The organism is Hydrogenophaga bisanensis (assembly GCF_042665135.1).
In the GTDB taxonomy this organism is placed as follows: domain Bacteria; phylum Pseudomonadota; class Gammaproteobacteria; order Burkholderiales; family Burkholderiaceae_C; genus Hydrogenophaga; species Hydrogenophaga bisanensis.
This window is the reverse complement of record NZ_JBHTBX010000006.1, coordinates 239,246-253,303: the sequence shown is the minus strand read 5'-3', so window position 1 is coordinate 253,303 and position 14,058 is coordinate 239,246. Positions and strand designations below refer to the sequence as shown.

Here is a 14,058-nt window from a genome sequence, read left to right as displayed (position 1 = left end):
GACAGGCGGCCCCAGACTGGCACCGGGCATGATGCACACTCTCGCACCTCATGCCACCCACACACCACCTGACCGCCCCGTCCAACACCAATCTGCGCAGCATCGTTGCCATGCTGCTGGCGGTCGGCTGCTTTGCCCTGATGGATGCGGTGCTCAAGGCCCTGTCCGCGCGCTACCCGGTGCTGCAGATCGCCAGTCTGCGCGGCCTGACGGCGCTGCCCCTGGTGCTGCTGTACATCGGCTGGCGCCGCCGGTGGCACAGCCTGTGGCCCGTGCGCTGGCCCCTGCACCTGCTGCGCGGCCTGCTGGGCATCATCATGCTGGCCCTGTTCACCCGGGGGGTGCGTGAACTGCCGCTGTCAGCGGCCTACACCATCTTCTTTGTCTCGCCGTTGCTGATCACCATCCTGTCGATCCCCGTGCTGGGTGAACGGGTACCCAAGGCCCACTGGTGGGCCATAGCAGCCGGCTTTGTCGGCGTGCTCATCGCCTTGCAGCCCGGTGGCACCTCCCTGCAGGCCGGCATGAGCTGGGGGGGCTTGGCGGTGCTGGGCGCCGCGCTTTGCTATGCGGTGGCGGCAGTCAGTGGCCGGCTGGTCAGCCGCACCGACAGCAGCGAATCGATGATCCTGTCCCTGATGCTGATGATGGCGGTGGGCGCTGGTGTGCTGGCTGCCCCGCAGTGGGTCCCGATCCAGACCGCAGACGCCGGTCTGCTGCTGGCGCTGGCCATCACCGGCTTCTGTGGCCAGCTGGCGATCACCGAGGCCTTCCGGCACGGACAGGCGAGCGTGGTGGCCCCATTCGAATACACCGCCCTGGCCTGGGGCGTGGGTCTGGACTGGCTGATCTGGCACAGCCTGCCGGCCAGCCACACCTGGATCGGAGCCGCCATTGTGGTGGCCAGCGGGGTCTACATCGTGCGGCACGAACAGCGGATCAGCCGCGTTCACGCCAACGCCGACCACCCCTGATCAGCGGCCGGGCCACATGACCCCGGTGTCCGCCAGGATCGCGTCCAGGGGCACGTCATGGGATTCGGGCTGCATGTCCGGCACATAGGCAAAGTCGTACGCCAGCCCCACCGTGAAGGGTTTGGGCCGCAGGCTGGCCAGGGTGCGGTCGTAGAACCCGCCGCCGTAACCCAGCCGGTAGCCGCCGGGTCCGAAGCCCACGCAGGGGACGAAGATCAGGGTCGGCTCGATGATCTCGGTGTCCTTGGGCTTGGGAATGCCGTACGCATCCTCTTCCATGGGACAGCCGGGGTACCAGCTGTAGAAGGTCAGGGTCTTGTCGATCTTGTTGACCACCGGCAGACCGATGCGCCGGTGCCGTGCCGCGCTCTGGGCATCCTCCTCCAGGCCGGCCTCCTGCCAGCGAAACAGCGCCGGCAAAGGATCGAATTCGCCCTTGATGGGCCAATAGGCACCGATGACCGTGTCGGGTCGATCGATCAGCCAGACGCGCATCACACGCTGCAGCAGATCGTTGCGCCAGGCCCGGTCGGCCAAGCCTTGGCGCTTGTCCACCAGGGTCTTGCGCCAGGCCGCCTTGCGCGGATCGGCAGCGGGCTTGCCGGGAACCGTCTGACCGTCTTTGTTGTCCATAATCGAGCAATGAACCGGATGAGCTTCAAACAGGGTGTCACAGCCATTATGGCCGCGCTGGTGCTGGCGGTGCCCGCCTGGGCGCAGACCACGGCCGACTCCACCCTGCTGGAGATGCGCGAGGCCTTTCGGCGCGGCCAGTCGGCACAGCTGACGCAGCTGCTGCCACGCATGCACGGACACCGCCTTGAACCGATGGCGGCCTACTGGGAAATGCGTGCCCGGCTGGAAACCGCCCGACCCGAGGAAATCCGCGCCACGCTGGACCGCCACGCGGGTACCTACTGGGAAGACCGGTTGCGCAACGACTGGCTGCTGCAACTGGGCAAGGCGAGAGACTGGGCGCGCTTCGAGACCGAACGCCCGCTCTACCGCATGAACGACGACCGCCAGGTGCGCTGTTACGGGCTCATGCTCGATGCAGCGGCCAGGCGCCTGCCGGCCGAGGACGCCGCGCGGGAAGTTCGCCAGCTCTGGCATGCCCAGCCCGAGGTGGAGGATGGCTGCGCCACCGCCGCCCGCGCCCTGCTGGACAGCGGCCACCTGGGCAAGGAAGTGTTCTGGCAACGCGCCCGGCTGGGCATGGATGCCGGCAAGCCCGCCGTGGCCATCCAGGCGGTTCGGCTGCTCAACGAGGACTGGGCTCACCAGCTGGAAATCATTGCCCGGGACCCGGGCAAGTTCCTGGACGAGAAACTGACCGCAGTCCGCCCCCGAACCAAGGAAATGGTCACGCTGGCCGTGATTCGCCTGGCCAGTTCGGACCCTGAGACAGCGGCCCGACACATGGACCGCACCCGCTGGAAGGCCCAGCTCACGCAGGAGGAGCGCAGCTGGGTCTGGGGCGTGATCGGCCGGCGCGCGGCGCAGAAGCTGCAGGCCGACGCACTGACCCATTTCGCCAATGGCCAGGACCGCTTCATGCATCCCGAGCATCTGGCGTGGAAGGCCCGGGCGGGCTTGCGGGCAAGCGCCTGGGGGCATGTCCGCGAGGCCATTGCGGCCATGCCTGACGCCATGCAGCAGCAGCCCGTCTGGGTCTACTGGCGGGCCAGGGCGACCGAGGTGCTCAAGGAGACCGACCCCATTGCCGCCGTGGCGCGAGCCCGCCAGCTGTACGAATCCATCGCATCCACCCGCGGGTTCTACGAACAGCTCGCCCTGGAGGCCCTGGGCCGGCAGGTCCTGGTGCCGCCCGCCCCGCCGCCACTGACGGCCGAGGAGGTGCTGGCGGCGCGCAGCAACCCCGGGCTGCTGCGGGCGCTGGACGCCATGCGGCTGGGCTTGCGCAGCGAAGGCACGCGCGAATGGAACTACACGGTGGGCCTGCACACCCCGGGCGGCATGAATGACCGGGAACTGCTGGCCGCCGCTGCCGTGGCCTGCCAGCAGGAGATCTGGGACCGGTGCATCAACACCAGCAAGCGCACCCGCGAAGCGCATGATCAGGCTCAGAGGTTTCCCATGCCGCATCGCGATGCGGTGGTTCGCCGCTCGCGCGAGATCGGACTGGACCCCGCCTATGTCTACGGTCTGATCCGCCAGGAAAGCCGCTTCGTGTCGGATGCCCGCTCCGGGGTGGGTGCCTCCGGCCTGATGCAGGTCATGCCGGCCACCGCACGCTGGACCGCCCGCAAGATCGGCCTGACGGATTTCCAGCCCCAGCAGATCACCGACCGGGAGACGAACATCCAGATCGGCACGGCCTACCTCAAGTTCGCACTCGATGATTTCGAAGGTTCCCTGCCACTGGCGGCTGCCGCCTACAACGCCGGCCCGGGCCGGTCCCGCGCCTGGCGCAACGGGCCGGTGCTGCCGGCAGAGGTCTGGATCGAGAACATCCCGTTCGAGGAAACCCGCGATTACGTCAAGCGCGTGTTGTCCAACACCACCAACTACGCCGCCGTGCTGACCGGTCAGCCCCAGTCGCTGCGTTCACGGCTGGGAACGGTGGGTCCACGGGCCACCACCGCCGCCGCGATCAACACCGAGCTGCCCTGACGCCCGCGCGTGGCCATGGCCCCACAGGGCGCTCGGCCTTGCGCACACGCTAGGATGGCGCCACCATGTCAAACATCCTTGTCCTCGGTGGTAGCGGTTTCGTTGGTCGCCATGTGTGCGAGAAACTGGTTCGTGCGGGTCATCGCGTCACGGTGCCCACCCGCCGGGCCGTCAATGCGGCCCCCGTGCAGCATCTGCCGGGGCTGACGGTCCGGCAAGCCAATGTGCACGATGGCCACGCACTCCGGCAGCTGTTGCCGAGGCATGATGCGGTGGTCAACCTGGTGGCCATCCTGCATGGGGACGAGGCGGCCTTCGAGCGCACGCATGTCACCCTGCCCACCATCCTGGCCCAGGCCTGTGAAGCCACCGGGGTGCGACGTCTGGTCCACATCAGTGCACTGGGGGCTGATGTCCGCGGACCTTCTCGCTACCAGCGCAGCAAGGCCCGGGGCGAAGCGGTGCTGCAGTCGGCAGCGCTGGCATTGACGATCCTGCAACCGAGCGTCATCTTTGGTGCTGGTGATCGCTTCCTCAACCTTTTCGCGCAGCTTCAGTCGGTGTTCCCGGTCATGCCGCTGGCGGGGGCCGACACCCGCTTTCAGCCGGTCTGGGTGGAGGATGTGGCTCAAGCCGTGGTGCGTTGCCTGGGCAGCGACGCCGTGGCGCGCGCCAGCATCGGTCAAACCATCGAATGCGCCGGACCCGATGTCCTGACGCTGGCCGAACTGGTCCGACTGGCGGGCCGGTACGGCAGCCGGGAACGACCGGTCATTCCGCTGCCGCACAGCATCGGCCGGGTGCAGGCCATGGCGATGGAGTGCCTGCCCGGTGAGCCGCTGATGAGCCGGGACAACCTGGATTCGATGCGGGTGGACAATGTGGCCAGCGGTCGCTGGCCTGGTCTGGACAGCCTGGGGATCCGTCCCGCATCGGTCCTCGCGATCGCGCCGTCGTACCTGGGACAGCGCGGTGGCCGCAGCGGATTGTTGTCGCTGCGCAGCGGACGGCGCTGAACCGCCAGTACCGTCCGCCCGCCCCGCGGGGACTCAGAACTTTCGGCTGTACTGCAGACCGATGCCGTTCTGGCTCATGCCGATCTTCGTGGGCGCCGGCATGCTGCCGGAGACCTCCTGCCGCTTGGCGTGCCAGAGCGCAAAGCTGATTTCGGTGTTGGCCGCCGGGCTGTAGGTGGCGCCCAGGGTGACGTGGCTGCGCACCACGCCCGGCGCCAGGATATTGAGATACACATCCTGCGAGCGGACCGGGTTGGTGCCGTGGTTGAAGCCCGCGCGCCAGGTCCACTGGCTGCTGGCCTGCCATTGCACCCCCAGCTTGGTCACCGACACATCGCGCCAACCAAAGCCTGGGCCGTTGGCGGCGCCAAAGCCGTTGGCAAAGTTGCTCAGGCTGGCGTTGCCGATCGACGGCACACCGCTGTAGTTGATGCGTGAGTAGTCCAAGGCCACCTGCACCTTGGGCGTCACCTGCAGGGCCACACCGAATGCGTAGTTCTCGGGGATATCGAAGTCGCCCTGTTTCGCAAACAGGCGCTCGTACTTGTCAAAGCGAGACATGTCGATGCGCGGCGAATAGGAGGCCCCCACGGTGACGCGATCGCCCAGCTTGCCCAGATAACCCAGACGCAGACCGATGCCGGTGCTGCTGTCCTGGCCCTGGTTGGGCAGGCCAAAGGCCTGGAGGCCGTAGGCCTTGAACATCTGGTACACCAGCAGCGGAGAGACCCCGAACGAGTGGCCGTCAGCCACCTCATAGGCCACGGTGGGCGCCACGATCAGCTGCATCAGGTCCACCCCCAGCTTGCCCGATCCGCAAGTGGTCGGGCCGCTGCAGAAGAAGTTGGTGTCGCCCGGAAAGACAGCGGGATATTCGGTGTTCATGCCGCCGTTGCCGTAGACAGTGATGCCGACGCCGAGCTTTTTCGACAGCGCCACGTTGTAGCCGAACTCCGGGATCAGGAACGTGTCCTTGCGGCTTTCCACCTCCATGGCACCCATGGGGGTCGAGATGGTGGCGCTGCGCCGGGGATTGAACAATTCGGCACCCAGATCCCATCGGCTACCGACGACGGCCGCCTGGGCCGGGTTGTTGACACCCGCAAAGGCGTCGTGCGCCATGGCAATGGACGCCCCGCCCATGCCTTTGGCCTTGAGGCCGAAGCCATGCGGGAAGTAGCCGTTGGTGGCCCAGGCGGGTACGGTGACCGCCAGCAGGGCGGCCGAAGCCAGGGTGCGCGCAGCACCGTTCATTTTTTTCATGGAAGTCTCCTCGGGGTGGTGGGACCGGTCGCGGTCAGCGTTCAGAACTCGCCCTTGGAGCCTCGCTCCATCATCTGCCAGATGGTTTCACGCACCGCCCAGGCCTCTTCCTTGAGCGGGGACGGCAGCTTGCGGCCCATCTTGACCATCATGTCCATGTTCAGCGTGTACAGCCAGAGGCTGCCGTCGTCGTGCTCGACCATGCTGATGCGGCAGGGCAGGTAGGCGGCCATGTGCGGACTGAAGTCCACCATCTTGCGGGCCGTGGCCGGGCTGCAGAAGGAATAGACGGTCAGCAGTTTCTCCTTCTTGCCCGATCGTGCCTCCAGCTCCTTGGACAGGGGCAGCGTGCCGACGTCGCGCATGTTGCGCTCCACCGCCACCAGCTTGAAGATCTCTTCGACGTCCTTGGCGCTCACGCCGGGCTTGACCTTGCGCTCCCAGGTGGTGGCGACCGCGATATCGCCGTTGCCTTCGATCCAGCGGTCCCACATCCTCATGGACTCGGCGCCAGCGCCGTCCTCGAGCTTGCCGATGGTGGACAGCGTGCCGCAACCGGTGCCCAGCACCGCCGCTGCGCCCAGGGTGAACCAAAGGGCCATTCGTTTCCAGACTTGCATGGGGGATGTCTCCTCGTTTGTGATGGTGCAGGATCTGCCTGCCTTGAGTTTTGTCAAACCGACCAAGTCACGTTATCGGAGTCATACCCCAGGGTGCATCGGTAACTACCCTAGGGGGTAGGGTATTTATTGATCACCAGCTAACCTGACGCATACCTTCGCATGCGATCTGTCGGTGATGGCTTTGGTTTTTTGGCACACTGTCGCGGTGATTGACCGCCACCGTACAGGAAACGACATGAAAAGCCCCGAGGATCACCGCCCCACCACCCCAAGCTACCGCGCCGAACACCAGCGTGATGTGGTCAACCGGCTCAAGCGCATTGAGGGGCAGGTTCGCGGACTGATCGACATGGTGGAATCTGGGCGTTCCTGCGAGGATGTGGCGCAACAGATGGCCGCCGCCCGCAAGGCCATGGACAAGGCGTTCTATCGCATGATGGCCTGCTCGGTGATGGAAGCCGTGACCGAATCGGCCAGCGAGGACGACGCGCTGCGCGAGGTCGAACGCTCGACCCGCATCCTCGAGAAGTACGCCTGATTCGAAGCGCAGGCATCAATTGCACCGCCATTGATCATCAATCGGCGGCGGTGCACGGCATAGGATGAGCGCCACACACACGGAGAACCCCATGGCACTCAAGCTCTACATCGGCAACAAGAACTACTCGTCCTGGTCCATGCGTCCCTGGGTCCTCATGACCCAGGCCGGCATTCCCTTCGAGGAAGTCATGGTGCGCTTCGACTCGTTCGACGCCGACTCGGCCTTCAAGCGGACGCTGCGCGGGGTCAGTCCCGTGGGCAAGGTACCGGTGCTGGTGGACGGCGATCTGGCGGTCTGGGACACCCTGGCCATTGCCGAATACCTGGCCGAGCGATTTCCCGACCGGCAGCTGTGGCCCGCCGACGCCAAGGCGCGCGCCCGTGCGCGCAGCATCTGCGCCGAAATGCACAGCGGTTTCACCGCCCTGCGCTCACACTGCCCCATGAACATCGAGGCCTCCCTGCCTGACATCGGCCGGCTGGTCTGGCGCGACCAGGCCGGCGTGCGGGCCGATGTGGCGCGCCTGTGCGGGATGTGGGGCGAGTTGCTGGCAGCCCAGGCCCCTCGCGCAGACGGTCTTTCGCCCCTGCTGTTCGGCGAGTTCAGCATCGCCGACGCCTTCTATGCCCCGGTCTGCATGCGGCTGCGTACCTACGCCCTGCCCCTGCCGGCCGACATTCAGGCCTACGTCGACCGCGTGGCCAACCTGCCGGGTGTTCAGGCCTGGATCGGGCAAGCACTGGCCGAGCAGGACTTCCTGGACTTCGAGGAACCCTACCGCCTGGGGCGCTGAACGGGGCATGAAGACCTATCTGGTGGGCGGTGCGGTGCGCGATGCCCTGCTCGATCGCGAGCAGGGGCGCCACAGCCATGTGGACCGGGACTGGGTGGTGGTGGGCGCGACCCCCGAATCCATGGCCAGCGAGGGCTTTGTGCCGGTCGGCCGTGACTTTCCGGTTTTCCTGCACCCGGTCACACGGGAGGAGTACGCCCTGGCCCGCACCGAGCGCAAGACCGCGCCGGGCTACCACGGATTCCACTTCCATACCGATCCGGGCGTCCGTCTGGAAGACGATTTGGCCCGGCGCGACCTCACGATCAACGCCATGGCCGTGCCCGCCAACCGGGCCGAGGCCTTTGATGTCACCGACATCATCGACCCTTTCCATGGCCGGCAAGATCTGCAGCGCCGCCTGCTGCGGCACGTGACCGACGCCTTCGCCGAGGATCCCGTGCGCATCCTGCGGGTGGCCCGCTTTGCCGCACGCTTTCCGGACTTTGGCGTGGCCCCCGAGACCCAGGCGCTGATGCAGCAGATGGTCGACGAAGGTGAGGTGGATCATCTGGTGCCCGAGCGTGTCTGGCAGGAACTGTCGCGCGGGCTGATGGAGCAGCAGCCCAGTCGCATGTTCGAGGTGCTGCGCAGTTGCGGCGCATTGAAGCGCCTGCTGCCCGAGGTGGAGCGACTGTGGGGCGTTCCCCAGCGGGCCGACTACCACCCCGAGGTGGACACCGGGGTGCACCTGATGATGGTACTGGACATGAGCGCGCAGTTGCAGGCACCGCTGGGGGTTCGTTTCGCCTGTCTCTGTCACGACCTGGGCAAAGGCACCACCCCGGCGGATGTGCTGCCCCGGCACATCGGCCACGAGGAGCGCAGCGCCCGACTGCTGCGCGGGCTTTGCGAGCGCTGGCGGGTGCCCCGCGACCTGCGCGAGCTGGCCGACGTGGTGGCTCGGGAACACGGCAACATCCACCGCAGCACAGGGCTGGGCGGCGCGGCCACCCTGCGCCTGCTGGAGCGCTGTGACGCGATCCGCCGACCGGAGCGATTCGAACAGATCCTGCAGGCGTGCGAATGCGATGCGCGAGGGCGGCTGGGCTTTGAATCGGCACCCTACCCGCAGGCAGACCGACTCCTGACCGCATTGTCGGCGGCGCTGAGGGTATCGACCGACGCACTGGCACGCCAGGTGACATCCCACGCCGAGGCGCAAGGCATGGATCCGGCCAAGGTGGGGCCCCGCATCGCGGCGGCCATCCATGGTGCGCGCAGCGAGGCCATCGACCGGGTCTTCGCCGGATAATCCGGGTCATGGCACAACTGCTGATTGCCGAAGACGACGAACTCCTGCGGGATGCGCTGCAGACCCAGCTGACTCAGGCCGGCCATGCGGTGGCCGTGGCCGAAGACGGCCAGGTGGCGCTGGACATGATGACCCGCTCAGCCTATGACGCCCTGGTGCTGGATCTGGGTTTGCCCAAGATCGACGGGCTGGAAGTGCTGCGGCGGCTGCGCGAGCGACTGCCTGCGCTGCCGGTGCTGGTGCTGACCGCGCGCGATGGTGTCGAGGACCGCGTGGCGGGCCTGAACGCCGGGGCAGACGACTACCTGACCAAGCCGTTCAGCCGGGAGGAACTGCTGGCCAGGTTGCAGGCCATCCTGCGCCGTTCCCGCCTGCCGGCCTATGGCCCTTCGCCGGCCGAGCCAATCCCATCAAGCGACGAGACGCTGCGTGTGGACCCCGAGCTGCCACGCGCCTGGCTGGGCAATGAGGTGATTGACCTGACACAGCGGGAATGGGAGCTGCTGGACCTGCTGGTCCGCCACACCGGACGGGTGGTCAGCCGGGATGACGTGCTCGCGGCCTGGCAGGCCGACGCGGGCGACGCCGGTGGGGTGGCGTCCAATGCACTGGAGGTATATGTGCACCGCCTTCGGCGCAAGCTGTCGGGCTCGCGCCTGAACATCCGCAACATCCGCGGTCTGGGCTACATGCTCGAGTCCGCCTGAAGCGATCCTTCATGGACCGGTCGCGCCCGTCGCTGCGCCGCAAACTGCTGTGGTGGCTGCTGCTGCCACAGCTGGTGTTGTGGGCCACCGGCGGTCTGCTGGCCTACCGGATCGCCCTGTCCTACGCCGAGAAGGCGATCGACCAGTCCCTGACGCAGTCGGTGCGCGCCCTGGCCCGGCAGGTCAAGCCCATCGGTTCCGGTCTGCTGATCGATTTTCCCCGAGCCGCGCAGGATGTGCTGGAGCAGGATCCCGATGACCGGATCAGCTACACCGTCTCTTCACCCCCCGGACAGTTCCTGCTGGGCAACCAGCGGCTACCCCAGCCCGAGGGCGAGCAGCCCGTTCGAAGCGTGCCCCTGCACTACACCGCCACCCTGGATGGCCGCGCCCTGCGCATGGTGGCCCTGGATCTGGACTACGGCGATGGCGATGTCCCCCAGGTGTTGCGGGTACAGGTGGGCAAGGGCATGGCGGAGCAGCAGCGGATTGCACGTGAGCTGATCGCCGACATGCTGGCCCCCCTGCTGGTGCTGGGCGCGCTGCTGAGCGTCCTTGTCTACGGCGGGGTTCGGCGCGGTCTGGCGCCGCTGACCCGGCTGACCGCTCAGCTGGAGAACCGGTCGGTCAACGCACTGCAGCCCATCGCCGCCACCGAGGCACCCCAGGAGGTCCATGCGCTGGTGACGGCACTCAACGATCTGCTGCGCGCCGTCGAACGCAGCGTGCTGCAGGAAAAGCGCTTCATCAACGACGCCGCCCACCAGCTCAGGACGCCGCTGGCCGGATTGATCAGCCAGGTCGAGTCCGCACAACAGGAGACCCAGGATCCCGCGCTGGTGCAACGCCTCGACAAGGTGCACCGGGGAGCGGTTCGCAGCGCCCACCTGGTCCACCAGTTGCTCACCCTGGCCCGCAGCGAGAGCCAGGTGTTGCGTGCGCCGCTGGATCTGGCCGCACTCGCCCGGGAGGTGGCCAGGGAATGGACACCGCGCGCCCTGGCGGCCGGCATGGATTTGGGCTACGAAGGCCTGGACCGCCTGCCGGTGTCGGCCGATGCGCTGCAGTTGCGCGAGGCGCTGGCCAACCTGATCGACAACGCCCTGCGCTACACCCCGGCCGGCACCAGCATCACCTTGCGGGTCGGCCAGGATCCGGATGGCAGTGCCGTGCTGGTGGTCGAAGACACCGGACCCGGGCTGCGGGCCGATGACATGGACCATGTGTTCCAGCGCTTCTGGCGTGGCAGCGAGCTGCCTGGTGGTTGCGGCCTGGGTCTGGCCATCGTGCAGGAAATCGCCCGGCGCCATGGCGGCGACGCCCGGGTCGAACAGATCGCACCGCAGGGCCTGCGGGTCGAGATACGGATCCGCTGATCAGGCCGCCAGCCGCTGGCCGCTGCGTGCGTCGAACCAGCTCGCGTGCGCGGCCTCCACCGCCAGCCCCACCCGTTCGCCCGGCTGCACCCGTACCTGGGGTGCGACGCGCACGGTCACATCCCCCGAGACGGTACTGACGACCACATAGGTATCTGCCCCGGTCGGCTCGACCACCGAGACTTCGCCCTTCCACGGCGCGCTGCCGTCCAGGCGGATGTGCTCGGGGCGCAAGCCCAGCGTGGCATGCGCCCCGGTGGCGGCAGGACATGGCAGATCCAGCTCGATACCCGCCAGTGCCACCGCACCGCCTTCCAGCACCTGGGTGTCCACCAGGTTCATGGTGGGCGAACCGATGAAGGTGGCCACATAGGTGTTGGCCGGCCGGTTATAGATGTCATCGGGGGTGCCCAGCTGCTGGAGGACACCGTCCTTCATCACCGCGATGCGGCTGCCGAGGGTCATCGCCTCGATCTGGTCGTGGGTGACATACACGCTCGTGATGCCGCTGGCCTGGTGCAGACGCTTGATTTCCGCTCGCATCTCGACCCGCAGCTTGGCATCCAGATTGGACAACGGCTCGTCAAACAGGAAGAGCTGCGGCTCCCGCGCCAGGGCTCGCCCCATTGCCACACGCTGGCGCTGCCCGCCCGACAGCTGGCTGGGCCGCCGGTCGAGCAGGTGCGTGATCTGCAGCATGGCCGCCACCTCCTGGATGCGCCGCTGCCGCTCGGCCTTGGGCACTTTGCGCATCTCCAGCGCGAAGCCGATGTTGTCGGCCACGTTCATCGTCGGGTAGAGGGCGTAGCTCTGAAACACCATCGCGATGTCGCGCTGCGCCGGTGGTACCCCGATCACGTTGCGTCCACCCAGATGGATGGCGCCCTCGGTGGGCTCTTCCAGCCCCGCGATGATGTTGAGCAGCGTGGACTTGCCGCAGCCGGACGGGCCCACCAGAATGAGGAATTCGCCGGGCGCCACATCGATGTCGATCTTCTTGAGGACCTCCACCGTGTGCTCACCCTTGCCGAAGCATTTGCGGACGCCGCGAATGTCGAGTGCCGATGCCATGAACATAACTCCTGATGCTTAACCTTTGACTGCGCCGGCGGTGAGCCCGCGCACGAAATAGCGACCTGCCAGCACGTACACCGCCACGGTCGGCAGCGCCGCAATCAGGGCAGCCGCCATGTCGACGTTGTAGGCCTTGACGCTGCTGGTGGTGTTGGCCAGGTTGTTGAGTCCTACCGTCACCGGCTTCGAGTCGGCCCCGCTGAACGCGACCCCGAACAGGAAATCGTTCCAGATCTGGGTGAACTGCCAGATGAGCGTGACCATCACGATGGGGGTGGACATCGGCAGGATGATGCGCAGGAAGATCTGCCAGAAGCCCGCACCGTCCAGGCGCGCCGCATTGAGCAACTCGCCTGGCACGGCCGCGTAGTAGTTGCGGAAGAACAGGGTCGTGCTGGGGAGGCCCGCCAGGCAGTGCACCAGGATGAGCCCGCCGATGGAACTGGAGATACCCAGCCATCCGAGCACCTGGCTCATGGGCAGCAGCACCACCTGAAAGGGCATGAACACGCCGAACAGCAGGAGACCGAAGAAGGTCTCCGAGCCCTTGAACTTCCACAGGCTGAGCACATAGCCATTGAGGGCACCCCAAGCCGTGGAGATGAGCACCGCAGGGATGGCCATCCACACCGAGTGCCAGAAGAAAGGGCGCAAGCCGCTGCAGTCCGCGCCGGTGCAGGCGCTGGACCAGGCTTCGCGCCAGGCGCTGACGTTGAGGCTGCCGGGCAAGCTCAGCAGGTTGCCATTGCGCAATTCATCGGCGTCCTTGAGGGAGGTGACCACCATCACGTACAGCGGCGCCAGGAAGAACGCCGCGCCCAGCAGGAGGACGCCCATCAGCAACACGCGGGCCACGTGATGGGACAGGGGTTTAGCGGTCATGGGGCTTGCTCCGCAGTTCGCTGTAGAGGTAGGGAACGACAATGGCCGCCACGGTCGCGAGCATGATCGTGGCACTGGCGGCCCCCAGCCCGATCTGTCCGCGGCTGAAGCTCATCGCGTACATGAAGGTCGCCGGCACGTCAGTGGCGTAGCCAGGACCGCCCGCCGTGAGCGCCATCACCAGGTCGAAGCTCTTGATCGACAGGTGGGCCAGCACCATCAGGGTGGAGAAAAACACCGGCCGCAGGGCAGGCAGCACGATGCGCCAGTAGATGCGGGGCAGCGAAGCACCGTCAATCTGGGCTGCCTTGATGATGCTGTCGTCGATACCGCGCAGACCCGCCAGAAACAGGGCCATGGCAAAGCCGGCCGATTGCCACACGCCCGCGATCACGACGCAGTAGATGGCCATGTCGGACTGCACCAGCCAGTCGAAGGTGAACGAGGTCCAGCCCAGGTCCTGCATCAGCTTCTGCAGGCCATCGCTGGGATTGAGGATCCATTTCCAGGCGGTGCCGGTCACCACGAAGGACAGGGCCATCGGGTAAAGATAGATCGTTCGGATGAAACCTTCGGCACGGACCTTCTGGTCCAGCAGGATGGCCAGCAGCACACCGAGCGCCATCGACAGGCCGACATACAGAACGCCGAACAGCGCCATGTTCCTGAGGGCGACCCACCAGCGGTCCATGTCGAACAGCCGCACGTACTGCTCCAGACCAACGAATTCGTAGTTGGGCAGCATGCGGGAAGCGGTGACCGACAGGACACCGTTCCACACCATGAAGCCATAGATGAAGGCCAGCCCCAGCACGAAGGCAGGCGCCAGCACCAGCTTGGGCAGCAGGTTGTCGAGGGATTTCATGGAGATTCCAGCGACG

Annotated in this window: 14 protein-coding genes; 8 read left to right on the top strand and 6 right to left on the bottom strand. The window is 66.6% G+C overall.

Annotated features, from left to right (window positions below; translation table 11 throughout):
* Window positions 1-50 precede the first annotated feature (50 nt).
* On the top strand, window positions 51-974 hold the full coding sequence (locus ACFQNJ_RS11170) for a DMT family transporter (protein WP_382257176.1): 924 nt from the start codon (window positions 51-53) through the stop codon (window positions 972-974).
* On the opposite strand, the gene ACFQNJ_RS11165 is transcribed toward ACFQNJ_RS11170, so the two are convergent.
* Entirely contained in the window at window positions 975-1,607 is a 633-nt protein-coding gene (locus tag ACFQNJ_RS11165) for a 5-formyltetrahydrofolate cyclo-ligase (RefSeq protein ID WP_382257173.1), read from the bottom strand.
* 18 nt (window positions 1,608-1,625) lie between these two features.
* Here ACFQNJ_RS11165 and ACFQNJ_RS11160 point away from each other — a divergent pair, with 18 nt between their 5' ends.
* Both ACFQNJ_RS11160 and ACFQNJ_RS11155 read left to right on the top strand, forming a co-directional pair.
* Window positions 1,626-3,608, top strand: a complete 1,983-nt coding sequence (locus ACFQNJ_RS11160; RefSeq protein ID WP_382257170.1) for a lytic transglycosylase domain-containing protein — start codon at window positions 1,626-1,628, stop codon at window positions 3,606-3,608.
* A gap of 65 nt (window positions 3,609-3,673) precedes the next feature.
* Entirely contained in the window at window positions 3,674-4,624 is a 951-nt protein-coding gene (locus ACFQNJ_RS11155; protein WP_382257167.1) for a complex I NDUFA9 subunit family protein, read from the top strand.
* A gap of 33 nt (window positions 4,625-4,657) precedes the next feature.
* Here the strand turns inward: ACFQNJ_RS11155 and ACFQNJ_RS11150 are convergent, their stop codons facing one another.
* The gene (locus ACFQNJ_RS11150; protein WP_382257164.1) at window positions 4,658-5,887 is read right to left on the bottom strand and encodes an OmpP1/FadL family transporter; all 1,230 of its coding nucleotides are present in this window, start codon (window positions 5,885-5,887) and stop codon (window positions 4,658-4,660) included.
* Window positions 5,888-5,928: 41 nt separating this feature from the next.
* Entirely contained in the window at window positions 5,929-6,507 is a 579-nt protein-coding gene (locus ACFQNJ_RS11145; protein ID WP_382257161.1) for a DUF302 domain-containing protein, read from the bottom strand.
* Window positions 6,508-6,745: 238 nt separating this feature from the next.
* Here ACFQNJ_RS11145 and ACFQNJ_RS11140 point away from each other — a divergent pair, with 238 nt between their 5' ends.
* From ACFQNJ_RS11140 to ACFQNJ_RS11120, 5 genes are all read left to right on the top strand, one after another.
* Complete coding sequence (locus ACFQNJ_RS11140) at window positions 6,746-7,048, top strand: metal-sensitive transcriptional regulator (RefSeq protein ID WP_382257159.1); 303 nt, start codon at window positions 6,746-6,748, stop codon at window positions 7,046-7,048.
* A gap of 91 nt (window positions 7,049-7,139) precedes the next feature.
* Window positions 7,140-7,844, top strand: a complete 705-nt coding sequence (locus ACFQNJ_RS11135) for a glutathione S-transferase family protein (RefSeq protein WP_382257156.1) — start codon at window positions 7,140-7,142, stop codon at window positions 7,842-7,844.
* A 7-nt stretch (window positions 7,845-7,851) separates the two neighbouring features.
* Window positions 7,852-9,138 carry a multifunctional CCA addition/repair protein gene (locus tag ACFQNJ_RS11130; protein WP_382257154.1) on the top strand — a complete coding sequence of 429 codons (1,287 nt, stop codon included), beginning with the start codon at window positions 7,852-7,854 and terminating at the stop codon, window positions 9,136-9,138.
* A gap of 8 nt (window positions 9,139-9,146) precedes the next feature.
* Window positions 9,147-9,845, top strand: coding sequence for a response regulator transcription factor (locus ACFQNJ_RS11125; RefSeq protein WP_382257151.1), 699 nt, complete (start codon window positions 9,147-9,149; stop codon window positions 9,843-9,845).
* Window positions 9,846-9,856: 11 nt separating this feature from the next.
* Complete coding sequence (locus tag ACFQNJ_RS11120) at window positions 9,857-11,221, top strand: sensor histidine kinase (RefSeq protein ID WP_382257148.1); 1,365 nt, start codon at window positions 9,857-9,859, stop codon at window positions 11,219-11,221.
* Here ACFQNJ_RS11120 and ACFQNJ_RS11115 read toward each other — a convergent pair whose 3' ends face one another.
* From ACFQNJ_RS11115 to ACFQNJ_RS11105, 3 genes are read right to left on the bottom strand one after another with little or no spacing between them, the layout of a single operon-like run.
* Entirely contained in the window at window positions 11,222-12,292 is a 1,071-nt protein-coding gene (locus ACFQNJ_RS11115; RefSeq protein WP_382257145.1) for an ABC transporter ATP-binding protein, read from the bottom strand.
* Between the two features lie 18 nt (window positions 12,293-12,310).
* Window positions 12,311-13,177 (bottom strand): carbohydrate ABC transporter permease, encoded by an 867-nt coding sequence (locus ACFQNJ_RS11110; protein WP_382257142.1) that lies wholly within the window; start codon window positions 13,175-13,177, stop codon window positions 12,311-12,313.
* Entirely contained in the window at window positions 13,167-14,042 is an 876-nt protein-coding gene (locus tag ACFQNJ_RS11105; protein WP_382257139.1) for a carbohydrate ABC transporter permease, read from the bottom strand. The genes ACFQNJ_RS11110 and ACFQNJ_RS11105 overlap by 11 nt, the downstream gene beginning before the upstream one ends.
* Window positions 14,043-14,058 lie beyond the last annotated feature (16 nt).